We start from the raw sequence: 23,190 nt of genomic DNA on the forward strand, positions 1-23,190 counted from the left end.
TGAGTGTTTCTCAGCAGTTTTCGTCGATATCGGATGAAGACTGCTTTTGGTTGTTCAACAAGATAATTAGCCGCGTCAAACAAAACAAGAGGATACCCCCACCAAGCAAGGGGAGGGTCCAAGAACCGAGCGTTAAGATCAAACGGGGTGCCAGCAAACTACCAATAACGGTGGTGGTGTCGATGACGGTTAAGACCCCCGTCATTAGGGTATTACGATTGTTGGTGGAGATTTGTTGAATAGTAGTGAAAAAACTAATGTTGGTCTGTCCGCGTAAGACACCAATTAAGAACATGGTAATCATAAGACTGGCAAAGGTCGGCCACATGAATAGTAAGCACCCACCGGTGAAGGCCGTCAAAGTTAGCAGGGATTGCTTTGACCATCGTTTTAGCAATAGTGGTGCCAATAAGATACCTGTGGCGTTAGCGGTTAAGAACCAGCTAAGTGGCCAGTGACTATGCAACTTGCTGACGACGAGCCAAGGAACGGCTACTGCAATCGTCGCGTCGACCAGATAACCGAGAACGGCGTACAGTAACGACCATCGCGGCCATGATCGATGGCGTTCTAGCTTGACGGAGACAACCGAATCCGAGGAGGGATGGGAGCGTGTTCGGAATTGCTAATCGAGGCCGGCTGAAACCAAGAACGCTATCCCCATTATTAAGATTAAGGTGGCCGGCGTTACCCATAGTGCCATCGTGACGAGCATTGTCGCGCTACCGATGGCCAACTGGCGAATCTGCGTTTGATAGCCGTTGACGATTTGAATATTTCCGGGTGCAAAAAGGTCTGGCAAAATCGTTTTGTTACTGAGCTTATAAAAGACCCCAATTGATTTATTAAGAACGGCGACGATGACTAAACAATTGATTTGCCAACTAACCGTATTTAGTGCGTAATAGGCACCAATGAAGAGTATTCCCGTCAAAATATCCGTAATGAACATCATTTGTTTGGCTGAGTAGTATTTAAGTACCCGACCAGCGACTAGGTTCAGACCGATTGCCGGCAGCATTGTCATCGCCATGACGTTGCCGAGTAACTGGGGATTACCGGTCTTTTCAATCGTTAACCAGGTGACTAGGTAAGTAAAGCCATAGAAGCCAAAAAAGGTAATTAACATGCTACTGAGATAGCAGAGTAGGTTATGGCGGTCATTAGGATGTGGCCTAAATTCTTTTTTTATCAACTGACAACCACCGGTGTATGGGTTGAAATGTTTTCATAGAGCCATTTGGCATCAGCAATCGTCAGGCGAATACAACCATGTGAATTGGCGACTTTACCAAGTTGCTGGGCTTCTTTAACGATGTATTGATCGTTAGCATCGACTGGTACTGAGTGAAATAGGTAAATCCCATGATCCTTGAATGAGACCCAGTAATTGGCGCCTTCACCCGATTGCGTGTTAAAAAAGTGTTGTCCTCGTTCGACTTGGATTTCAAAGTGTCCTTTGGGAGTGTCAGAGCCATGTTTGCCCGTAGAAGCAAGCATGGTGTAGAGGGTCTGATCGTGATTTCTTAAGTAGACGCGTTGATTTCTGGTTGAAACCTGAATATTGATGTCATCGTATTTGGCCAGTTTGGGATACGGCCGTGACAGGGAGGGCTTATGCCAGTCAACGGTCTTTGGGACTGGTGTGGTTACCTTAGCCGCTGAATGACTAACCTTAGTGATTGGCCGGTTACTGGCGATGGCCTGGTGGTGCCGGGCAAACAGGTGTCCGAATCCGGTAAAAATAGTCAAGCTAATCGTGCCAATCGTGACCCAGATGAGCTGATGAACACTGATTTTCAAAATACCATCCCTCACAAAAATGATTTTAGTGATTTTAGTTTACTCAGTTAGCGAACGCTTGTTTATCAAAATTGTGTAAACTTTGCATATCATTTTCGTAAAATTTTCCAAAATAAGTTGGGATAGCCGTTATCACTGGTGCCACAGGTAATGTCAGAAATCGTCAAATTAAAGTTAGTTGCAGTAAATCAGCTGTTAACTAGGCATTTCTTGAGCTAACTAAAAAATCGCCATTAAGCAGCGTGCTTAACGACGATCGGAATTTTGTTTATTGTAAACTAGCGACCTTAGCCACGATTTTTGCAGGCGTTTCCCATTCAGAACGTTCAAATTCGGAAACGGGCACTTCAATACCAAGCTGATTTTGAAGTTCCAGTAACAGTTGTACGGAACCCATGGAATCTAAGATACCTTCATCAAATAAATTGGCATCCATATTGTTTGAAACATCTTCCCCAGTTAAATCTTGCAAGATCGATAGTACCGTTGCTTTAACATCATCCATGATCAAAATACGCCCCTTATCATTATTGTGAATTATTCAGTCTTCATTCTAGCATAGTTTTATCATCGATGATGGTTAATCAGGTGTATTAACGAAATCTTTACTTGATTAAACGTTAAAATTGGCGTGAATTAAATCAGTTAGAATTTTAATCCCCTGTTCAAAGCGGTCGCTGGATTCATAAGAAAAGCTCAGACGAATGTACTGATTCGGCTGGAAATCGTAGATACTACCAGGGTTGAAGAGAACGTTGTGCGCAGTGGCAAGGTCGAATAATTTGGGAATATTAATGTTGTCGGCTAAGCGGACCCACAGATAAAAGCCACCCGTGGGCGTCTGCCAAGTCGCAAAATCGTCCCAGTAATGATGCAGAATTTGTTCTGCCGCCGCGGCCTTCTTGGTAAGTACGGACCGGAAATCAGCTTGATACGTTTCATATTCAGGATCAGCTAAGATTTCTGCCAGTACAAGTTGTGACAGTGAGCTAGCACCGTAATCGGTTTGCATGCGCACGTCAGTCAAGCGATCGATGACCGGTTTGGCGGCCACCGTCCAGCCGATGCGTAATCCCGGTGCAAGGGACTTTGAAATACTACCAAAATAAATAACATTGCCGGTCTTATCGAGGGCCTTCAGTGGCTGTGGCGGTTGCTGATCGAACCAAACATCTTGATAAGCGGCGTCTTCTAAGATTGGTAAGCGGTGTTCTTGTGCCGTTTGTAAGACTTGTTGACGACGCTCCGCACTCATGACGATTCCAGTTGGGTTATTGAATGTCGGAATCGTGTAAAGAATGGCATGGTGGCCTTGGGTAGGGGCGTTCATCTGCCAGTAGGCCAAGCCCTGACTGTCCATCGGAATGCCAGCGAGATGGGTGTGGGCCGACTGAAAGACGTGTAAAGATTTGACGTAAGTAGGTGCTTCCGTGTAGATGGTGGCATCTTTTGGAAATAGTGACATTGAGACCAGCTGGAGCGCTTGTAATGATCCGGAGGTAATTAGAATGTTTTCCGGATGGGTATGAATCCCAACTTTTTCCAAGTGACGTGCGATTTGTTGGCGTAAAGCCAAAATACCCGCGGGCTCAGTATAGTTCAAGCTTGTCAACTGTTCGCCTAGATGAGCAAAGGCCCGTTGAAAAAGTGGACGGGGAAATTGTTCTGGTGCGGGTTCACCAGTACTCAAACGAATAACCGCATCGGTTTCAAATTGGTTGATTTTTTGGAGCGCGTGGGAATTGGGCTTGAACTGGCCAGCTTTAACATATTGCGACCAGTTGACGTGTTCCGCCAATAAGCTGGACCAATGGTTACCGGAAATAACCATCCCAGAGCCGGGATTACTCGTAATTAAGCCGACTGCCATCAGTTCATCAAGTGCCGTGATTAGGGTGCTGCGATTCACGCCGAATTGTTCGGCCAATTTGCGTTGCGCAGGGAGTTTAGCCCCAACGGCCCAGTTGCCCTTTGCGATTTGTTCTTGAAAATAATTGGTAATTTGTTGGTAAATGGGTGTGGCGACCTGTTTATCTGGTTGCCAGTTGATTGATAAAAGTGCCATGGCAAATGCCTCCTGAGTGCCCGTGTGGGCGATTTAAGCAGTTAGTTTTCCAACCTGAAAATTGGTGTTCGATTACAGGTGGTTGGGTAAAAACTGCCAAATTGGTTGGCTACAAATGAAATTATCTCTATTATAATCATCTCTGAATTAAAAGCTAGTCGGATATGACCAATTGATTGAACAATAATTGGTTGGTAGGGAAATCGAATTGGCTGGTATTAAGGAGGTCAAAAACATGCAAGTGTTTTTACAAGGATTATTATTTGGAATTGTTTACATTGCCCCAATCGGGATGCAAAACTTATTTGTGGTTTCGACAGCCATTGAACAACCATTGCAACGAGCATTGCGAGTGGCTTTAATTGTGATTGCATTCGATACGTCGCTTTCCCTGGCTTGCTTTTATGGGGTGGGCCGATTGTTGCAGACCACCCCCTGGCTTGAATTAGGGGTGTTGTTGATTGGCAGTTTACTGGTCTTTTACATTGGTTGGAATTTGTTGCGGCAAAAGGCGACGGCCATGGGGACCCTCGACGCAGACTTTTCGTATAAAGCAGCGATTCTGACAGCTTTTTCGGTAGCGTGGCTGAATCCGCAAGCCCTGATCGATGGTTCCGTGTTACTAGCGGCGTTCCGGGTATCGATTCCGGCAACGCTGACCCATTTCTTTATGATGGGGGTCATTCTAGCATCCATCATTTGGTTCATCGGTTTGACCAGCTTGGTCAGTAAATTCAAGCATCTCATGCGACCGCGAGTCCTACTTTGGGTCAATCGGATCTGTGGCGGCATCATTATTTTATACGGCGTGAAGTTGCTAGCGACCTTCATCACGAAAATATAGTTGCGGTTACCTCTGACAATCGGTATGCTAGTCGTATTGGACTTTTTATGAGAGGGACGATACGCATGAAGATTGCTGGTTTCGGAGTGGAGGCCTGGTTAAACGCACATGAGCGTGAAGCAACCACCGATATTAGTCAAAGCTCAATCGCAGCCTTAACGATGGCAGAAATTGCGGCTTTAGACGACCAACAAGCACCACAGGATTTTTATGAAGAACTAGGGGCGGCCCGGCTGGATTATGGCTGGATCGAAGGCTCACCACGATTCAAAGAACTCGTGAGTCAGCTATACCAGCAAGTGCCAGCAGCCAATGTTCTCCAAACAAATGGGGCGACCGGAGCTAATCATTTAGCAATCTATAGCTTGGTGGAACCCGGTGACCACGTGATTGCACTGTACCCGAGTTATCAGCAACTGTATGACATTCCCAAGTCATTGGGGGCCACGGTTGATTATTGGCATATCCATGAGTCGGCGGGCTGGTTGCCGGATATTATGGAACTGCAACAATTGATTCGACCAGATACGAAGATGATCTTACTTAATAATGCCATCAATCCGACTGGGAGTTTACTAGATCGGACACTGTTAGAACAGGTCGTCACATTAGCTCGCTCAGTTGGAGCTTACGTTTTGGCCGATGAGGTCTACGAGCCACTGGATGAAACCCCGTTCGTCTCAATTGCCGATTTATACGAGCGTGGAATTGCAGTCAACAGTTTATCCAAGACCTATTCAGCGCCTGGTATCCGGATTGGGTGGACGGCGACACCGAGCCAAGAAATCGCTGATATTTTTCGGAAGTATCGTGATTATACGATAATCTGTGGGGGCGTCTTGAATGACCAACTAGCCGTGAAGATTTTAGCGAACCGCCAACGGGTTCTGGCGCGAAATCGGGAGTTAGTCAGTCGCAACCTCAAAATTTTGACAGAGTGGGTCGCACAGGAACCGCGGGTCGAATTAATCACGCCACACGGTATTTCAGTGTCGTGTATTAAACTAATGGTACCGATCGATGACGAGACGTTCTGTCGACAATTACTGCGAGATACGGGTGTTTTATTAGTGCCGGGTTCACGTTTCGATATTCCAGGGCACGCCCGCTTAGGTTACTGTACGGATACGTCGACGTTGCAACGGGGTCTGGATTTATTAGGGCAATATTTGCGACGGTTCGATTAGGTCCTGATGGTCTGACGAGCATTGGTGACTCATTACTTTTAAATAATTATACAAAATTAGTTTAAGCACATTTTCCTAACAGTCGCGGAAAATGTGCTTTTTGAAGTTCTGTGCGTAGTTTGCCAAGTGAATATTTGCTATAATGTATTCATTACAAGATTTGGGGAGGCTTCGCGACATGAAAAAGTCTGAGCGCCAAGCAGTTATCGAACAATTAATTAGTGAATACCCGATTGCTACCCAGGAAGAATTGATGGCTAAGCTTCAAGCGAAAGGCATTGCTGCGACGCAAGCGACGATTTCGCGCGATATCCGAGAGATGCAGATCGTCAAGACGCCGGATGAGCACGGTCAGACGCGGTACGCGATTTTTAAAACAGCTAACAAAAATGAACAGGACCGGCTATTTGAAACGCTACACGATGTGGTGACCAGTATTGACCGGGTTGAATTCATGAATATTATTCATACGCTACCGAGTAATGGGAATCTATTGGCGGCGATCATTGATGATTTGAACTTGCCAGAAGTGAGTGGGACCTTGGCTGGTCACGACACGATCTTTGTCGTGAGTCCGAATACGACGGTGGCAAAGCAGCTATACGAATCCTTTGCTAGTCACATTAGTAATGAAGACTGACTGTGGTGAGCAGTCTAATTGGTTGCACTAGGCCGTCGTTCACGGTATGATTATTGTCATTAAAAGAGGTGTGAGATATGAAATATACGAAGAAACGGGCGCCTCGAAAGAATCAAAAACAACGCGATGCGACCTTCGATAAATTTAAACAACAACAAAATGAGCTCAACGCTAATCGCCGGGGTGTCCGGCGTAAGTAATGACGTGGCTGAGCTAGCTTTCAAGTATGTCATATGGACGGCTCGGAAGCTTTTTTTGTTTATGGCCGTTTTAGCGTAGTGACCTTTAATCTGGTTACAACCCGTGGCCTAAATCAGTGATTCGGCAACAACTGGCAAACATCGGGTTATCTACAAAATAAGTTGCGTTTGATTGTTGAAGATTTTTTCAAGGTTGTGGTCAATTACTGAGCATCGGAAAATTTATGATACAATTGTAAAAGCTAACAAGTAACGCGGACGTTGTGACAGGTACGTCGGCTGAACAAGGGGAAGATTATGCAAAAAAATGGTTTTTGGGCCACGATCAAAGACGGCTTACGAGTCATTGGCAATTGGTTAGCACCCTATTGGCAGCGATTCGCTGCCGTCGTCGGCTACCAATGGCACCGGCGACAAATCACACGGTGGCTAATTGTACTCGTCTTGACCGTCATCTTAATTGGGAGTGCCTATTTAACTTATGAAGCCAAGACGGCTAAAGTTGGTAATTTACAGGCGGAGCTAGAAAAGACAACTGAAATCTATGATAAGGACAATAAAAAGGCCGGTTCACTCTATTCACAAAAGGGAACCTATGTCCATTTGAGTAGTATTTCAAAAAACTTACAGAACGCGGTAATTTCGACTGAAGACCGTAATTTCTATAAGGAACATGGTTTCTCAGTCAAAGGAATCGGGCGGGCGTTTGTCCTGCTCGTTATCAATAAGATCATTGGCCGTGATTACATTAGTGGCGGTGGGAGTACGTTGACGCAACAATTGGTCAAAAACGCCTACCTAACACAACAACAGACCTTCTCGCGTAAGTTTCGGGAAATCTTTTTGGCGATTGAGACTGAAAATGTCTATTCCAAAGGCCAAATTTTAGCGATGTATTTGAATAACGCTTATTTCGGCCACGGCGTCTGGGGAGCTGAGGATGCGTCTGAACGGTATTTTGGCGTACACGCGTCGGAGTTATCCGTTGACCAGGCGGCGACCTTGGCCGGAATGCTGAGCTCGCCCAGCGGTTATGATCCAATCAATCATCCGAAAGCGTCTACGGCTCGTCGAAACGTCGTCTTGAATAACATGGTCGCTAATAATAAGCTTTCCAAAAGTGAGTATAAGCTTTATTCGCAAAAGGCGATGACGCTGACGAATAACTACCATTATGAAAGTGGTTATAATTATCCATATTATTTCGATGCGGTGATTGATGAAGCAATTAATAAGTACGGGCTAACGGAATCTGACATTATGAATCGGGGCTATAAGATTTATACGTCGCTTGATCAAGATGATCAGACGCAGATGCAAGATTCATTTAAGGATAGTACGTTGTTCCCGGCCAACGCGGACGATGATACGAAGGTCCAAGGGGCCTCGATTGCGGTTGATCCGTCGACGGGTGGTGTGTTAGCCGTCGTCGGTGGTCGGGGCAAACACGTCTTCCGGGGCTTTAACCGTGCGACTCAGATTAAGCGGCAGCCGGGTTCGACGATCAAACCGTTGGCAGTGTATACACCAGCACTACAAAATGGTTATACGTATGATTCGAACCTCTCTAATAAGAAGCAAACTTTTGGGGCCAATAAATATGCGCCCAAAAATTATGATAATGTTTATAGTAAATCGGTCCCAATGTATACCGCGTTATCGCAAAGTATGAATATTCCGGCGGTTTGGCTATTGAATAAGATTGGCGTGAATAAAGGGTATCAATCCGTGAAAAAGTTTGGCTTACCCGTTACCAAGTCGGATGATAACCTGGCACTTGCCTTAGGTGGTTTGACGACGGGGGTATCACCTGCTCAAATGACCAGTGCCTATACAGCGTTTGCGAATGGTGGTAAGAAAACGACGGCCCACTTTATTACGAAAATTATCGATGCTAGTGGCAATGTCGTTGTCGATAATACGAAGACTAAGACGAAGAAAATTATGTCCGCCAGCGTTGCTAAAGAAATGACCAGTATGATGCTTGGCACGTACAATAGTGGGACCGGGGCTGCGGCCAAGCCGTATGGATACTCGGTTGCTGGTAAGACTGGGAGTACGCAGGCTGATTACAGTACGGGTTCGGGAACGAAGGATCAGTGGATGATTGCTTATACCCCGGACATTGTGGTCACGACCTGGATCGGATTTGATACGACGAACAGTACTCATTATTTGAAGAGTTTATCTGAAAATCAACTTTCCTCGTTATTCAAGAATGAATTACAAAATATTTTGCCGAATACGAATAATACTAGTTTTGGTACGAAGGATGCTGCGACACTGGCGACCGAATCTAATAGTAGTGATTCGGATAGTTCCGATAGTGGATCATCCGTATGGGAAAACGTTGAGAAGGGCGCTAATGCCGTTAAGAATAAGGCTAAAGACTGGTTCTCCAAGGCCAAAAGTTTCCTTGGCAACTAGTAAAGCTAGCTTCTGAACGTACTAATGCTATTCAAGTTCCGTTAAAAATGCTAAAATAATGACGACACATACTTCGAGGAGGAACTCACGATGGCCGTAAATATTTACGATACTGCGAACCAATTGGAACAAGAATTACGTCAGACTAAAGAATTCAAGGAATTAAAGGTCGCTTATGACACGATGAAGACCAATGACAGTGCCTTTTCACTGTTTAAGGACTTTCAAGAAGTTCAGATGCAATTGTCACAAAAGCAGATGAATGGGGAAGAATTGACTGATGACGAAGTTCAAAAGGCCCATGATTTAGCTGATAAGGTTGGCAACGTTGACGAAATTAAGTCCTTAATGGGTAAAGAACGTAACTTGAACCAATTGATGAATGATTTAAATCAAATTATCACTAAACCAGTTCAAGAATTATACCAGAACTAAGTAAATTAAGGATCGAGGGGCAATGACGGAATCTGTTCCGTGATTGCCCCTTTTTTAGTGGGGGTTATCATGAAATTTCTACACGCGGCAGATTTACATTTAGATACACCGTTTCAAGGACTGAGTGGCTTAACACCAGCTTTGCAGGAACGGTTAGTGACGGCACCACTGAGGGCACTCAGCCGACTAGTCGATTTGGCGGTGGCTGAGCAAGTCGATTTCGTCCTGCTCGTTGGTGACTTGTTTGACCAACAGGGCCAAAGTGTTCAGGCCCAGGCGGCACTGATGACGGCGCTAGCGCGGTTGAATACGGCTGCGATTCCGGTGCTGCTATCGTTCGGTAACCATGATTTTCAGGCGGATTTAAGTCGCTGGCACTTTCCGGCCAATGTGCACGTTTTTGGCCCGCAGGTAACAACGGCTACCTTAACGACTGCGGCACAAGAACGGGTCGCGATTAGTGGGTTTAGCTATGCGCAGCGGTGGGTGACGACGGACCCCGTTGATGATTATCCGGTTAAAGCCCCGGGCGTTGATTATCAGATTGGTACCTTGCACGGTCAGATTGGCGTGGCGGGTGACCACTACGCCCCGTTCAACGTTAGTGAATTATTAACGAAACATTATGATTATTGGGCCCTTGGTCATATTCATCAGCGGCAAACGCTCAATTTGCAACCACCAATCGTATATGCCGGCAACACGCAGGGACGCCATCGCGGTGAAACTGGGGCGAAGGGGTGCCTCATTGTGAATAGCCAGGCCGATCAGACCTTGCAACCAGTATTTCACGCCTTGACTGATATTGAATGGGCGGATTGGACGCCAACACTCACTAGCCCAGAACCCATGTCCCGTTCACACATCGTCCATCAGTTAGCTGATCAATTATCATTGAAGATGGTTACCGGCTTAAAATTAGTAACGATTACGTTACCAGCTAGTCTTCAACTGAGTGCGATGGCGGAATTAGCCTTAAATCAGGGGGCCATTCTAGCCCAGTTGCAGGAACAAGCAAATGAACATTGGTGGCCGGTTGCGATTGAGCAAGCAACGACGGATACGATGACCCCCTTGTTTGGTATTAACGCGACGACCTGGCAACAAGTTGGTGAGCAGGTCGTGACCGATCAAGCAGTCGCTGAACTTGCAGGCAAACTCTTGGATGAAGACTTTCTGAACACTGTGTTGCTGGAAGATATGTCACCCACTGCTTGGCAACAACAAGTGGTGCGACTCTTAAATGATCAGTACCATTTAACGACGGGGGTGAATGATGATGCAGATTAAGCGTCTTGAAATTGCGGGCTTTGGCAAATTTCAACAGCAGCAGTTCGAGTTTGGTGATGGGCTTCAAGTGATTTACGGCCTCAATGAAAGTGGTAAATCAACAATGCGGGCCTTTATTCTCGGCATGTTATTTGGTTTTCCCTCCCGCCGTCACCCACTTGAACGCCATGAACCACAAGGTACGAATCAGTACGGTGGTTCGATAGAGCTAGTGGTTGACGAGACGACATACCGGTTGACCCGGTTAGGTGATCAACCCGCTACCTTGGTGAACGTGCAGACGCAGGCCGCTCAACCGCTGGCTTTACTTGACAAGTGGTTAGCGCCTTATGATCGTGACCAGTATTTGCGATTGTTTACGTTTAACCAGGCTGAATTGACGGCGCTCAAAACTATGCACGCCAGCGATTTGAACGTGCAATTACAACAAGTCGGATTGGTGGGCAGTGCACCATGGCGAGAAACGGCGACTACGTTACGGACAGATGCGGAGGCGTTATATAAGCCCCGCGGCCGCAAACCCAGGTTGAATCAAGCATTGCAGCACTATCGCATGTTGACAGAACAGGTCAAGGCGGCCAAGCAACGGTACCCAGAATACGAAACATTACAAAATCGATTGCTGGATTTGCAGGCACAACGGACAAGTACCCAACGTGATTTAACCAAGTTGGATCATGAACAACAACAGCTCGCCAATTTACGAAATCAGTGGCCGGTCTATCAACAATTGCAGCAACTGCAAGCCACTAATATGACGACGACACTAACTACGGCGACTAGGACACGCTATCAACAATTAAGCCAACAGCGAACGGACTTGCAACACGCCTTGGCGAGTGCCCGTCAGCAATTAAGTCAGCAACCAGTTGATACACAATCTCAAGGACTAGTTGGCTTCTACGTCCAACATCAAGACCAGTTTGACCAATTAGAAGCTCAGTTACCAACCCTGCAACAAACCTTAGGCCAATACCAAACGTTGACCCAGCAGGGAAGTGCTGCCAAGGCCGATTTTCAAGCGCAAAGTAATGCACATCCTGAGCTGTTAGGTTGCCTCTCTCCGCACAAACAGGCCGCAATCGAGACCTTGAAGGCGACGTTGGCAGCGACGGCGAACACGCGTCGCCAACATCCGGCCCCGAATAGTCCATCGCTTGATTGGCACTTGATTGGTGGTGCAATCGGGATTGTCGCGGGATTATTGCTACCATTAGGCGGCTTTAAATGGATCTTGATGTTAGCAGGTGTGGCCCTACTTGGTTGGTTTGGGATGACCCGTAGTCAGGGTAAACCGGTGCAAGCAACCGACCACTTATCAGACCAATTAGTGGCTGCTGGTCTGGCACCGAATCTGACTGCCAGTGAAGCCTTACAGCAATTGGAACTAGTCGCGGCACTGCAACGCGCACAAGCTGCGGTCACGACTGCTGATCAAGCATTAGCAACACAGGCTGCCAAACTCTGGCAATTGATTCAGCCTTATCAATTTGCGGCAGGATGGATTCCTGTTGATCAGGATCATTTAACGACAAGTGTTACTCGAATTGCCCAATTCTATGATCAAGTCCATCAAGTGATGCAACAGCAGACCATGTCCGGCCCCGACTTTGCCTTTGTCCAGCGGCAGGTCCAGCAGTTGACGCAGCAGGTCCGTGATCTGACCGAGCAGCTACAGGCGTTAGCAACGACCAACGGTTTAGCGGATGTAGACTCGTTGACGCAAGCGGTTAGTGATGCCGAAAAGCAAACGGCCAACGCCACGAGTCGTCAACAATTACAGCAACAACTCAGTTCTGCTGAGCTATCGGCGTTAAAGCAGTATACGTCGCTTGAAGCGTTGCAAGCGGTACTGGCTGAAAGACGGCAACAACGTACCCAAACGGTGCAGCAACTGACACAGTTAGCTACGGACATTGCCACGGCGCAAGCACAACTCCAAGAGTTGACGGCGGATGGCCAGTACGCTACGCTACGTCAGCAACAGGCGGATCTACAAACGGAAATCACTGTCATGGCACGTCAATGGCTAACGCGGCAGTTGGGTGCGAACTGGATCGATACGGCGCTACAGGTATTGACACAACAGCAATTACCAACTGTTTTGGCCGCAGCAACCACGATTTTCGCGCAATTAACGGCACAGCGGTATAATAAAATTGACTTAGACGGTGATGAAATGGTTGTGAAGACGGCAACAACGCAGTTCATGGTCGCGGAACTTTCAACGGCGACTAAGGAACAGTTGTACTTGGCTTTACGGCTAGCGTTGATCAATCATTTGGGCCAAGCAGCTCAGTTACCACTAATGATTGATGATGGCTTGGTGAATTTTGATGAGCAACGTAAGCAAGCTGCTTGGCAAGTCTTAGCAGTAGTTGCTCAGCATCATCAAGTGCTCTACTTTACGAATGAGACAGCGGCACTGACCCAACTGAAGACAGCGACTGTACAGCAGTTAACCTAGGGGGGATAACATGGCAAAGAAGTTATTTGATTATCAATTAGATGAAACCGTGGATGGCTATTTTTTGTTGAAAGATTCGGAAGTTCGCATCGCCAAGAACGGCAAGAAGTTTTTAGCCATTAATTTTCAGGATACTTCCGGCGAGATTTCCGGGAAGTTTTGGGATGCAAGCGATACAGATGTCGAAAACTTTCAGGCAGGTCGAGTCGTTCATCTGAAAGGTAAACGCGAAAACTATCAGGGTAATCCGCAAATCAAAATTCAACAGATGCGGCTCACTCATAGTGGCGAACCACAAGAAGTGCAACAATTTGTGGAACACGCACCACTAAAGACCGACACGATGGCGGACGAAATCAATCAGTTTGTCTTTGAAATTACTGAACCTAATTGGAATCGGATTATTCGTCACATGTTAACGACATTTCATGACCGATTCTTTAGCTATCCCGCGGCGAAGAAAAATCATCACGCGTTCGCCGGTGGCTTGGCCTATCACACGTTATCAATTTTGCGCTTAGCTAAGGCAGTTGCCGATCAGTATCCCCACGTTAACCGGGCCTTACTATACGCCGGTGCGATTTTGCACGACATGGGTAAGACGATTGAAATGTCGGGGCCGGTCTCGACGACTTATACGTTGGCAGGAAACTTGGTCGGTCACATTGTCCTGATTGATGAACAAATCGTGGAGACTTGTCAACAGTTGAAAATTGACGAGCAGTCGGAATCTGTTTTAGTCTTGCGGCATACGATTCTTGCGCACCATGGTTTGTTAGAATATGGGTCACCCGTTCGGCCTCATATTATGGAAGCTGAAATCTTACATGACTTAGACGAGTTGGACGCGTCGATTCAAATGATGCAGACTTCACTTGGACACGCAGAACCGGGCACGTATACGGAGCGGATCTTTGCCATGGACGGTCGTAACTTTTACCGGCCAACTGGTGATCAAACGAAGGGTGAATTACCAGACGAACAAAACTAACTTAATCGTCATCTCTGACGGGCAACCGTTGATGGGGATCACGGTTGTCTAAATCGATACGGTGTTTGAAAAAACTGTTGAAATCAATGATTTTAACAGTTTTTTTGTGATCTTTATTTTTGATGATGAATTCCATTGGGGGGGTGCGACGTTGCACCATTAATTAGCGTGGGCCGTCATTAAAGCTAAAATAAAAATTTTAATTGCAATTAATATCCTGACATGATAAGTTACTACGAGTGATTAGTTGTTATCGTTGACCATTGCATACGTGTTGAATTAGGGCACGTTGAGTAGTATTGGCGTGCACGATGCGCGTAATCTAGCGGCCAGACTGATTGATTAAACGATAATCCGGCAACTGTGGCACGTGACGGGACCGTCACAGAGACAAATGATTTAAAATTGCACGCATTAGGGGAGATTATCGGGATGAACGAACAAGAAGCATATGTAACGACATTTTATTGGCTCGCGGATTGTTGGTTGGAAACTAGCTATCTGGGACTTGAGGATGAATTTGACGACGATGAAATCGATGACGCCGTCAAGTCACTACTAAATCGGATGCAAGCCGGGGCAATTTATGAGGTAACGGCGGATGATCCAATGTGGCAAGCATGGAAGCGGGCAGTTAGGGCCGTGCTTACGCCCAATGATCATGCTGAACATGAAGTTGATGAGACCGACGGAGAGGATGAATTAGTGCTGCCAGCTGGAGTACGACCTGAACGTCAATTAGAAGAAGTTCAAGCCTATGCAGCGATGAATGCGTTTTTGCAGGCACAAGATCAGGAATATCTGCAAGAAATTGGTAAACGGGCGGCCACTCAGGTCAGTGGTGCCGGGTGGCAAGTGTGGCGTGCACATCGTCAGAGCATGCATCCGGAGTCTGCCGCCCCGTCGACGTTGACTGCTGAACAATTACCAGCCGTGATGTGGGCCTTTTTCGATAAGTACCAGGATACTGAGGACTCTTTTGAGATTTTTGAATTGGTTAACCAACTTGAACAATGGCAAAAAAGTGCTGATCGAGATTTGGACGCGCAATGGTCACAGCTGGTGGCGAAAAGTCAGATTGATCCGGCCGCAATTACGCCCATGCAGGGCTTGTCGTTAGCGATTGAGTTCTTCGATCAGCTTGAGTGGGACGGTGATTTGACTGCCAAGGCAACTTTGCAGAATAAATTGATGCAACGCACGCTCGATGACGCCCTCAATGATGAGACGACAGCCAACTGGACGGATGCCTGGCAACACTGGGATTTAGCAGATCCGTTGACAACTGAACAGTGGGCCCGACGGTTTGATCCGGCGGACGACTATGAAGACGAGAGTGAAGAAGATGGCGCGGCTCGGCCAGCTTGGCAACTTGGTGCGAGTTATAGTACCGTTTTGATTGCAATGCGCTTAGTCGCTTACGGTGTACTGCGGCCTGAGAGTGTGCCTGGTATGGCAACTGTGAAGATGGCGAACCGTGCACTGGCAGCCACCGTCAGTATTGGGATCGTGTTAGTCGCTTGGCTGGTCACAGCTATTCTGATTACAATTGTAATTTGGGGATGGCGGTGGATGCGTAAGCTGATTTTTTAGTGCAGCTGAACGGCTAACTGAATCACAATAGTGCCGATTGACTAGGCTGAAGTTTGTGAATCTAGTAGTTGAAGCTGAAAGGACGGGGCGTCAGTGGTAGTGCTTCATGATGGTTCGTAACTCGGACAGAAAGTCGGCATCTAAATGGGGCGATTGGCCTAATTGTAATGGTGCCAATGGCTGACATAACGTTGGTATGTCTGGCTTTAACGGCTGGTTATTGAAGTATTGCTGACCATGGATTTTGACGGTCGCTTTGAGCGTGCCAATCGTCATGACGGCCACGGCGGTATTTAAAAAGACGCCACCATTGAGACTAGTATATCCAGCGGAAGAACGCCCAACTAAAGTAACGTGCGGGTTACGTTTTAGCGCCATGATGGTCACCTCCGCGGCACTCGCTGTCTGGTTACCAATAATGGCATAAATATGACGAAAGTGGGCCGCCGTTGGTTGCGAAAAGTTAAAGTCATCTTGACCAAGTCCACCAGTGATGCGGCCATGGTACATCACACGCGGCCGGTTGCGATGATGGTTCGTGATGCCGGTGTAGAGGGTGCCGTCGGGAATGATGGTGGCCAGGCCAGCAATCATCGGTGCCGAACTACCACCAGTATTTGCTGCGAAGTTTAAGATTAAATCGGTTGTCGGCTTAGTTTGTTTAATCAGGTGCTGGAGTTGTGTCCAATACTGTTTTTGTAATTGGTGCTGACTGCTGTAAAATGCTGGCACATTGATGATGGTGAGGCCGGCACTCATTGTCTTGGTCGGACGGGTGGCATGTTCGACTTGGCGGAGATTGGCGACGGCGAATGAATGTAAATTTGCAGCGCGCAGAATTTGATTGAGTTGGGTCAGTGACGTGATTTTGCGACCATGATCAGTCGCATGCAGCATGGCTTGCCATTGCGTGCGATGGTTGATAATGCCATATTTTGACATGTAGGTGATGGCCGGCGTAGCGTTGAAGGACGCACGGAGCCGATTAGAAGCGGAAAGACCAAACGTTAGGACTATCGAAATTAGACCTACCAGTCCGTAACGGCATTTATTCGTTATCATGATAAGCCATCCTTACTTTTCGTGACTAGATTAGCATGTATTGGTTAGCTAAATTGTAGGCGTGGCGTCAAAATTTCGCAACGAAAAGCATATCTCAACTGATGCGTCTTTGAAATAATGGTTCCTGTTAAAATACCCATCTACATTGGCCGTCTTAACGGCTAAGTAGATGGGTATTTGTTGTATCATGAAATTGTTGACGATTGTGCCAGATCGGCTTCTAACTGGGTTAAGAAGATCGTCACCAAGTCTTTTTCCACCTGGTTCAGTGAATGCTCAGCTGAAAAGGCAATGAAATAATTCAGGGACATTAACGCTTGGGGCAAGGGTAAGATGTTATAGCGTTCTGGATCAGGTTGGGTATGCACACTGTCTGGTAAAAAGGTAACACCCAGTCCAGCGGTGGCTAGTTTGGTGATGGTGGCGGTATTCGTGCTCTCAATTACGATATTCGGTGTCACGTTGTGCTTTTGTAATAAGTAGTCAACTTGGCGTCGAATCGATGACCCGTGGGGCGACAAGACTAGCGGCGCTTGTAGCAGGTCGTTGAGGGGTAACGCTCCCGGATTAATGAAGGCCTGATGGGGTTGGTACCAGTTGACGGTGTTCGGGATAATCGCGTAGTACCCGTCGCGACCGCGGTCATAGCTTTCAAGCCCCGGCGCGATGGTTTCCGGGTTTTGACCAATTAAGAAGTCCAGCTCACCGTGGAGCACGCGCTGTTCGTTGCGACTAGCGATATCTTCGGTTAATTCGATCTTAGTGGCCGGGTGGGCTTTCAAAAAAGCAGGTAGGAACAGGGGCAATAAGTAATAGCCGAGGCTAGATAAGACGCCCAGCCGAATCACTTGTTGGTTGGCATGCGTGTATTGCCTAATTTGCTTATTAAAGTAATCCTTCTCGTTTTCGAGCACCGTCAAATATTGATAATAAGTCCGCCCAGCCGTGGTCAGTCGCAGTGGCGTGACTTCACGATTGATGATGGTGACGCCCAGTTCTTTTTCCACGTTGCGGATGCTTTGGGTGAGGTAAGGTTGTGAAATGTAGAGATCTTTAGCCGCCCGGGTAAAATTGCCGTGCTTGAGCAACACATCTAAAAACCGTCGCATTTCGCTGGAATCTGATTTTGGCATAAAGCGCCTTCCTCTCGCATTGTGATTAAGTGATTATTCGTTTGATTGCTGATTTGGTCATGTTGGGTTAGTTGCATCGCCATAAGGACGTTCAAAACATGTTCAATAAGTTCGGTCAACATCCTGACGATAGTGGCTAAACCGCATTATGACCAACCATTTTAACATGATTAATTTTAACGCGAATCGTCGACATAGTAAATTTGTTATCGGGGTATAGATAAATAAATATTTCACAAGCACAGCGCTTTCACTTACACTAATCAGTATTAAGAGTGGCCAATCATTCAGTAGCTACTCGTCGAAAACGACTGTTTAAATCATCCTGAAAGGATCTGAAATTATGAAATTTGTTGGGATTGTTGGGACGAATGCAACCAAATCGACCAACCGGCAGTTACTGCAATATATGCAACGGCATTTTCAGCAACAAGCCACGATTGAAATTTGTGAAATAAAAGATTTACCGGCTTTTAATGAACCGGAAGACCGAACAGCACCAGTAGCAATTCAACAGCTCAGTGATAAGATCACCGCAGCAGATGGCGTGATCTTTGCCACGCCGGAGTATGATCATTCAATTCCGGCCGTACTGAAAAGCGCGATCGAATGGCTGTCATATACCACGCGGCCGTTAATTAATAAACCAGTTATGATTGTTGGGGCCTCGAACGGTTCACTGGGAACCTCACGTGCTCAAGCGCACCTACGCCAGATTTTAGAGGCACCGGAATTAAAAGCACTGGTGATGCCGAATATTGAATACTTACTAGGCCGTTCACTACAAGCTTTTGATGATCAGGGTGACCTGACTTATCCGGATAAGGTTCAGGAATTAGACAATGCGTTTGGCGAATTCATTGATTTTGTGGATTTAACGAATAAGATCATGCCGTCGAGTCAGTTTTTCGAAAAGAGTAAGCAGTTCTCGTGGCGACAAGTGACTGGGGAGGAATAAACATGAAATTTGTTGGAATTGTTGGGACGAATGCTCAGCATTCATATAATCGGATGTTACTGGAGTTTATGCAACGACATTTTGCGACGCAAGCCGAAATTGAAATCTTAGAATTGACTGATGTCCCAATGTTTGATGAATCGAATAATCAAACTGACAGTACCATCATTCAAAACTTTGCCACCAAAATCGCGGCGGCTGACGGGGTTATCATTGCCTCACCGGAACACAATCATTCCGTACCTTCCGCGTTGAAAAGTATTATTGAATGGTTATCATTCAAAATTCACCCATTAGATGGGCAAGCAGTAATGATTGTTGGGGCTTCATACAGTGTCCAAGGATCGTCACGCGCGCAACTACACCTGCGCCAGATTTTAGACGCTCCCGGTGTTAACGCCAGTGTCATGCCCGGTTCAGAATTCTTATTAGGTCGTGCCCAAACGGCTTTTGACGATCAAGGTAATTTAAAGGTGCAAGGGACGGTTGATTTTCTGGACAGTTGTTTTGCAAAGTTTCAGAAGTTTGCGACCATCGTCGCCGAGATGCGGGCACCAGAAGCGCTTAGCTTTGCCCCGGGTACTTATCAGGTGACGGCCACTGGACATAATGGCGAATTGCCAATGCGAGTGACCCTCTCCGCTGACCGGATTGAAAATATTGAAATTGATACTAGTAGTGAAACGCAGGGGATTGCCGATGTGGCTTTTGAACGCATTCCCAAGGAGATTATTGCGGGTCAAACGCTCGCTGTTGATGCGATTTCCGGGGCTTCAATTACCAGTCATGGTGTTATCGATGGGGTCGCTCGTGCGGTCAAAGAAGCTGGTGCCAATCCTGATGATTTGAAGAAACGGCGTGCGACTAAGCAGGTCGCTCAACCTGCTGCCAGAGAAGTGACGACTGATGTCGTAGTGGTTGGTGCTGGTGGGGCTGGTTTGACGGCAGCGGCCAAAGTGTTACAGGCTGGTCATCAAGCCGTTGTCCTAGAAAAATTCCCAGCTGTCGGTGGTAATACCGTTCGCGCTGGGGGGCCCATGAATGCGGCTGATCCGGATTGGCAACGACATTTTGCAGCTTTGCCAGGTGAAAAGCAAACGTTGAAGGATCTGAGTGAGCGTGATGAAAGTACAATTGCACCTGAATATCGGGCTGATTTCCGTAAATTGAAACAGCAGATTGACGCATACCTGACTGCCAATACCAATCAAAAGGGCACCTTATTTGATTCAACCTTGTTACATCGAATTCAAACTTATTTAGGTGGTCAACGGACTGATTTGAACGGTCAAGAGATTCACGGTCAGTATGATTTGGTAAAAGAATTGACGGATAACGCCCTGGATTCAGTCAAGTGGTTACAATCGATTGGTGTGAAATTTGATGAAAGCCAAGTGACAATGCCAGTTGGAGCCATCTGGCGGCGCGGGCATAAGCCAATGGGTGATCTAGGTTTTGCTTACATCAAGACTTTACGGGCCTTTGTTGAACAACAGGGTGGTACGATTATGACGGAAACGCCGGTAAAAGAATTACTGGTGACAGATGGGCAAGTTCGTGGCGTCATTGCGACTAATGCGGCTCATGAGAAAGTGATTGTCCATGCTGATGCGGTGATTTTAGCTTCTGGTGGTTTCGCAGCGAATACCAAAATGTTACAAAAGTACAATACGTACTGGACGGCCATCGATGATGATGTCAAGACGACTAATTCACCCGCAATGACTGGTGATGGGATTCGGCTAGGAACTAGTGTTGGTGCAGCATTAGTTGGGATGGGCTTCTCACAAATGATGCCGGTATCTGATCCGGAGACCGGCGAATTATTCAGTGGGCTCCAAGTGCCACCGGCTAACTTTGTGATGGTAAACCAGCAAGGAAAACGGTTCGTCAATGAGTACGGCAGTCGTGATGAGTTAACTCAGGCGGCCATTGATAATGGGAGTCTCTTCTATCTAATTGCCGATGATGAAATTAAAAAGACGGCTTACAACACGACCCAAGCTAAAATTGACCAGCAGGTGGCGAATGGGACCTTGTTCCGTGCTGATACTTTGACAGATTTAGCGCACCAAATTGGCATGGACCCGGCAGCCCTGACTAAGACGATTGCGGATTACAATCGTTACGTTGATGCCGGCGAGGATCCTGAATTTCATAAGACGGCCTTTGATTTGAAAGTTGCCGTGGCACCATTCTACGCAACGCCGCGTAAACCAGCAACCCACCACACGATGGGTGGCTTGAAGATTGATCCGGATGCTCACGTTTTAAATACGGACGGTCAGATTATCGACGGGCTATACGCAGCGGGAGAAGTAGCCGGCGGAATTCACGCGGGTAACCGGCTAGGTGGTAACTCGCTTAGTGATATCTTTACGTTCGGTCGAATCGCGGCTGCTCATGCCGTTGCTGAGCACGTTGATCCGGTGACGGCCTAAGGCAATTATTAAGTCGCTACGTTGGTTGAGTCGGGTTAGTGTATAATCGACCGTAGAGAGAAGCAGATCGACAAGGGAGATTATCACATGCAAAAACCAATGCCAGTCGCGGTGACGAACATTGCGGACAATATTACGCACCAACCAGCTTATATGACGATTGTTTTAAATGATCACAAGTATTCGACCGCGCGCAAAAAGACGCCGTTTATCTTGAAAGCGTTGAATGAGGGCGCGGCTGCTCATGGGCGTTTGACGATCACGCCTAGTCGGCTGAGTTTGGCCGATGAGCGCGGCACAGTCTTTCAAACCTTGGCGCCAATACCCACAGTCATCACGGACGTCGAGCTGGGATTGTATCGCTCAATCGTGCGGCAACTTGGTAATGGCGTACGAATGAAGGCCCGTTACACATTGGCGGTGACGTTGACCAGCGATACCGCTACTTATCAGATGTTAAATACCGATTTGTCAGTGTTGAAACCGCTGTTGGCTTGGATCACCGACTTTCATCTTCACTTAACCGATTCGTTACAATTGGCAACCGGTGACATCGACTGGCCCAATTTGACGGCTGATCAATTTGAAGCATTGACAAAGGGCACCCCGTACTTTGCTTGGCAACAGACGATCGGGGCCCACTGGTAAGTAAAGTTAAGAACGACAAAATATGAAGCCAGACTTTCGATAATAGTCGAAAGCCTGGCTTCGTTTTTTATTATAAAATTTCACCGACAAAGTCGCCTTGGGGCAATTGTTGGAAGTCGTAAGTTTCAAAATCACTGACTTGTTTGGTATACCAGTGTAAGCTTTCGGTAATCATCAGGTTGACGGCCTCATCTTTTTCCTGCAAGGCGATGATGGGCAAGTCGCGCATGGTAGCCACACCTAGCTCGTAGGCGGTACCAGAATCTAAGTTTTTGGCTTCAAAGTCTAAGACAGTCACGATGACTTGCGCGGCCGCAATTTGGGCCATGTCACGGTGGAAAATTTCGGTCGCCCAAGTTTTGGTGAACTGTTCGGCTTGAGCGTCCTGGTGTAGACGTGGTGAATAAAAATCCGTGACGGTTGGATTTTGCGCTAAAGCTTCCTCAAGTTGTGTGACCCGTGTCACTTGTTCGGGACTGAAAAACGGACTAGCAATATAAATTTGTGCCATGAAGATACTCCTTAAAGTTAATTTAGTAAAAAGACTAATGGCTTAATTTTAGAGATTTTGGGGGTCAACGTCAATTTGTTTTTAACTACTAGCTTGTGGCCACAGATCAATCCGGTCAAGTTTCGAAGGCAGTAACGTTACCACAAACGAGCGAGAATCACCAAAGCTTGCTCATTGCAATACTTGGACTTGCCTTATTGTTGTTGATGCTTGTATGGTTACCAGCTAAATAAGTTATTGTTTGACTGAAATTAGAATGCAATGGATTTAGAGTTATATAATGGGCTTTCAGAAATTATGAAGGCCCATTTTTGTGAGCTTAAATGGATTGTTGTGGTTAATAATAAGTCCGTCACTTAATCTTAAATAAATCGGTTTTGAAGATTCGGTTGGAATTCTGAATGGTTCGTAACACAAGGTTATTTCCGCATTTTCTTTGTACCGGTTCGTAATAATGGGTGGTACTAGCACGGGGGTTAAGTTCGGATAATTTGT

Annotated in this window: 22 protein-coding genes; 14 read left to right on the top strand and 8 right to left on the bottom strand. The window is 46.7% G+C overall.

The features are described from left to right. Window positions 1-10: 10 nt before the first annotated feature. The 5 genes from V7R88_RS05350 to V7R88_RS05370 all read right to left on the bottom strand — a co-directional run bounded on the left by V7R88_RS05350 (window position 11) and on the right by V7R88_RS05370 (window position 3,868). On the bottom strand, window positions 11-538 hold the full coding sequence (locus V7R88_RS05350; RefSeq protein ID WP_226319977.1) for an MFS transporter: 528 nt from the start codon (window positions 536-538) through the stop codon (window positions 11-13). 87 nt (window positions 539-625) lie between these two features. After that, entirely contained in the window at window positions 626-1,129 is a 504-nt protein-coding gene (locus V7R88_RS05355; protein WP_261764279.1) for a hypothetical protein, read from the bottom strand. Window positions 1,130-1,191: 62 nt separating this feature from the next. After that, the gene (locus V7R88_RS05360; protein WP_057717572.1) at window positions 1,192-1,803 is read right to left on the bottom strand and encodes a L,D-transpeptidase; all 612 of its coding nucleotides are present in this window, start codon (window positions 1,801-1,803) and stop codon (window positions 1,192-1,194) included. 268 nt (window positions 1,804-2,071) lie between these two features. Beyond that, the gene (dltC, locus tag V7R88_RS05365; RefSeq protein WP_003644263.1) at window positions 2,072-2,314 is read right to left on the bottom strand and encodes a D-alanine--poly(phosphoribitol) ligase subunit DltC; all 243 of its coding nucleotides are present in this window, start codon (window positions 2,312-2,314) and stop codon (window positions 2,072-2,074) included. A gap of 102 nt (window positions 2,315-2,416) precedes the next feature. Then, on the bottom strand, window positions 2,417-3,868 hold the full coding sequence (locus V7R88_RS05370; RefSeq protein WP_057717573.1) for a PLP-dependent aminotransferase family protein: 1,452 nt from the start codon (window positions 3,866-3,868) through the stop codon (window positions 2,417-2,419). Window positions 3,869-4,103: 235 nt separating this feature from the next. On the opposite strand from V7R88_RS05370, the gene V7R88_RS05375 reads away from it, so the two are divergent. The 10 genes from V7R88_RS05375 (at window position 4,104) to V7R88_RS05420 (ending at window position 15,942) form a co-directional block, all read left to right on the top strand. Further along, the gene (locus tag V7R88_RS05375; protein ID WP_054399268.1) at window positions 4,104-4,712 is read left to right on the top strand and encodes a LysE/ArgO family amino acid transporter; all 609 of its coding nucleotides are present in this window, start codon (window positions 4,104-4,106) and stop codon (window positions 4,710-4,712) included. A gap of 65 nt (window positions 4,713-4,777) precedes the next feature. Beyond that, a complete protein-coding gene (locus tag V7R88_RS05380) occupies window positions 4,778-5,899 on the top strand; it encodes an aminotransferase (RefSeq protein WP_338816544.1) in 1,122 nt (373 codons plus the stop codon). Between the two features lie 178 nt (window positions 5,900-6,077). Next, the gene (gene argR / locus V7R88_RS05385) at window positions 6,078-6,539 is read left to right on the top strand and encodes an arginine repressor (protein ID WP_054399266.1); all 462 of its coding nucleotides are present in this window, start codon (window positions 6,078-6,080) and stop codon (window positions 6,537-6,539) included. Between the two features lie 77 nt (window positions 6,540-6,616). Next, complete coding sequence (locus tag V7R88_RS05390; RefSeq protein ID WP_003643109.1) at window positions 6,617-6,739, top strand: hypothetical protein; 123 nt, start codon at window positions 6,617-6,619, stop codon at window positions 6,737-6,739. Between the two features lie 297 nt (window positions 6,740-7,036). Next, window positions 7,037-9,166: a transglycosylase domain-containing protein gene (locus V7R88_RS05395; protein ID WP_057717575.1), complete on the top strand. Its 2,130-nt coding sequence runs from the start codon at window positions 7,037-7,039 to the stop codon at window positions 9,164-9,166. Window positions 9,167-9,256: 90 nt separating this feature from the next. After that, window positions 9,257-9,601 carry a YlbF family regulator gene (locus tag V7R88_RS05400; protein ID WP_003643106.1) on the top strand — a complete coding sequence of 115 codons (345 nt, stop codon included), beginning with the start codon at window positions 9,257-9,259 and terminating at the stop codon, window positions 9,599-9,601. Window positions 9,602-9,670: 69 nt separating this feature from the next. Then, on the top strand, window positions 9,671-10,891 hold the full coding sequence (locus V7R88_RS05405; RefSeq protein WP_152707004.1) for a metallophosphoesterase family protein: 1,221 nt from the start codon (window positions 9,671-9,673) through the stop codon (window positions 10,889-10,891). Further along, on the top strand, window positions 10,878-13,358 hold the full coding sequence (locus V7R88_RS05410) for an ATP-binding protein (protein WP_057717577.1): 2,481 nt from the start codon (window positions 10,878-10,880) through the stop codon (window positions 13,356-13,358). The genes V7R88_RS05405 and V7R88_RS05410 overlap by 14 nt, the downstream gene beginning before the upstream one ends. A 10-nt stretch (window positions 13,359-13,368) precedes the next feature. Continuing rightward, window positions 13,369-14,349, top strand: coding sequence for a 3'-5' exoribonuclease YhaM family protein (locus tag V7R88_RS05415; RefSeq protein ID WP_057717578.1), 981 nt, complete (start codon window positions 13,369-13,371; stop codon window positions 14,347-14,349). Window positions 14,350-14,712: 363 nt separating this feature from the next. Further along, a complete protein-coding gene (locus V7R88_RS05420) occupies window positions 14,713-15,942 on the top strand; it encodes a hypothetical protein (protein ID WP_057717579.1) in 1,230 nt (409 codons plus the stop codon). Between the two features lie 90 nt (window positions 15,943-16,032). On the opposite strand, the gene V7R88_RS05425 is transcribed toward V7R88_RS05420, so the two are convergent. Beyond that, window positions 16,033-17,004, bottom strand: coding sequence for a S41 family peptidase (locus V7R88_RS05425; protein WP_057717580.1), 972 nt, complete (start codon window positions 17,002-17,004; stop codon window positions 16,033-16,035). 185 nt (window positions 17,005-17,189) lie between these two features. Continuing rightward, entirely contained in the window at window positions 17,190-18,137 is a 948-nt protein-coding gene (locus tag V7R88_RS05430) for a LysR family transcriptional regulator (protein WP_057717581.1), read from the bottom strand. 343 nt (window positions 18,138-18,480) lie between these two features. On the opposite strand from V7R88_RS05430, the gene V7R88_RS05435 reads away from it, so the two are divergent. From V7R88_RS05435 to V7R88_RS05445, 3 genes are all read left to right on the top strand, one after another. Further along, the gene (locus V7R88_RS05435; RefSeq protein ID WP_003643097.1) at window positions 18,481-19,095 is read left to right on the top strand and encodes an NADPH-dependent FMN reductase; all 615 of its coding nucleotides are present in this window, start codon (window positions 18,481-18,483) and stop codon (window positions 19,093-19,095) included. A 2-nt stretch (window positions 19,096-19,097) separates the two neighbouring features. Beyond that, entirely contained in the window at window positions 19,098-21,536 is a 2,439-nt protein-coding gene (locus tag V7R88_RS05440) for a flavocytochrome c (RefSeq protein ID WP_057717582.1), read from the top strand. 87 nt (window positions 21,537-21,623) lie between these two features. Beyond that, the gene (locus tag V7R88_RS05445; RefSeq protein WP_057717583.1) at window positions 21,624-22,184 is read left to right on the top strand and encodes a hypothetical protein; all 561 of its coding nucleotides are present in this window, start codon (window positions 21,624-21,626) and stop codon (window positions 22,182-22,184) included. A 70-nt stretch (window positions 22,185-22,254) separates the two neighbouring features. Here V7R88_RS05445 and V7R88_RS05450 read toward each other — a convergent pair whose 3' ends face one another. After that, window positions 22,255-22,695 (bottom strand): nucleoside 2-deoxyribosyltransferase, encoded by a 441-nt coding sequence (locus V7R88_RS05450; protein ID WP_057717584.1) that lies wholly within the window; start codon window positions 22,693-22,695, stop codon window positions 22,255-22,257. Window positions 22,696-22,790: 95 nt separating this feature from the next. Here V7R88_RS05450 and V7R88_RS14365 point away from each other — a divergent pair, with 95 nt between their 5' ends. Continuing rightward, on the top strand, window positions 22,791-22,928 hold the full coding sequence (locus V7R88_RS14365; protein ID WP_015380221.1) for an LPXTG cell wall anchor domain-containing protein: 138 nt from the start codon (window positions 22,791-22,793) through the stop codon (window positions 22,926-22,928). Window positions 22,929-23,190: the final 262 nt, after the last annotated feature.

Origin of the sequence: Lactiplantibacillus argentoratensis (assembly GCF_037290055.1) — a bacterium.
Taxonomy (GTDB): domain Bacteria; phylum Bacillota; class Bacilli; order Lactobacillales; family Lactobacillaceae; genus Lactiplantibacillus; species Lactiplantibacillus plantarum.

Bases quoted from the DNA above. Each gene is read 5' to 3' on its own strand.
- V7R88_RS05355 (WP_261764279.1), bottom strand. From the start codon at position 1,129: ATGTTAATTACCTTTTTTGGCTTCTATGGCTTTACTTACCTAGTCACC.
- V7R88_RS05370 (WP_057717573.1), bottom strand. From the start codon at position 3,868: ATGGCACTTTTATCAATCAACTGGCAACCAGATAAACAGGTCGCCACA.
- V7R88_RS05375 (WP_054399268.1), top strand. From the start codon at position 4,104: ATGCAAGTGTTTTTACAAGGATTATTATTTGGAATTGTTTACATTGCC.
- V7R88_RS05380 (WP_338816544.1), top strand. From the start codon at position 4,778: ATGAAGATTGCTGGTTTCGGAGTGGAGGCCTGGTTAAACGCACATGAG.
- argR (WP_054399266.1), top strand. From the start codon at position 6,078: ATGAAAAAGTCTGAGCGCCAAGCAGTTATCGAACAATTAATTAGTGAA.
- V7R88_RS05390 (WP_003643109.1), top strand. From the start codon at position 6,617: ATGAAATATACGAAGAAACGGGCGCCTCGAAAGAATCAAAAACAACGC.
- V7R88_RS05395 (WP_057717575.1), top strand. From the start codon at position 7,037: ATGCAAAAAAATGGTTTTTGGGCCACGATCAAAGACGGCTTACGAGTC.
- V7R88_RS05400 (WP_003643106.1), top strand. From the start codon at position 9,257: ATGGCCGTAAATATTTACGATACTGCGAACCAATTGGAACAAGAATTA.
- V7R88_RS05405 (WP_152707004.1), top strand. From the start codon at position 9,671: ATGAAATTTCTACACGCGGCAGATTTACATTTAGATACACCGTTTCAA.
- V7R88_RS05410 (WP_057717577.1), top strand. From the start codon at position 10,878: ATGATGCAGATTAAGCGTCTTGAAATTGCGGGCTTTGGCAAATTTCAA.
- V7R88_RS05415 (WP_057717578.1), top strand. From the start codon at position 13,369: ATGGCAAAGAAGTTATTTGATTATCAATTAGATGAAACCGTGGATGGC.
- V7R88_RS05425 (WP_057717580.1), bottom strand. From the start codon at position 17,004: ATGATAACGAATAAATGCCGTTACGGACTGGTAGGTCTAATTTCGATA.
- V7R88_RS05430 (WP_057717581.1), bottom strand. From the start codon at position 18,137: ATGCCAAAATCAGATTCCAGCGAAATGCGACGGTTTTTAGATGTGTTG.
- V7R88_RS05435 (WP_003643097.1), top strand. From the start codon at position 18,481: ATGAAATTTGTTGGGATTGTTGGGACGAATGCAACCAAATCGACCAAC.
- V7R88_RS05440 (WP_057717582.1), top strand. From the start codon at position 19,098: ATGAAATTTGTTGGAATTGTTGGGACGAATGCTCAGCATTCATATAAT.
- V7R88_RS05445 (WP_057717583.1), top strand. From the start codon at position 21,624: ATGCAAAAACCAATGCCAGTCGCGGTGACGAACATTGCGGACAATATT.
- V7R88_RS05450 (WP_057717584.1), bottom strand. From the start codon at position 22,695: ATGGCACAAATTTATATTGCTAGTCCGTTTTTCAGTCCCGAACAAGTG.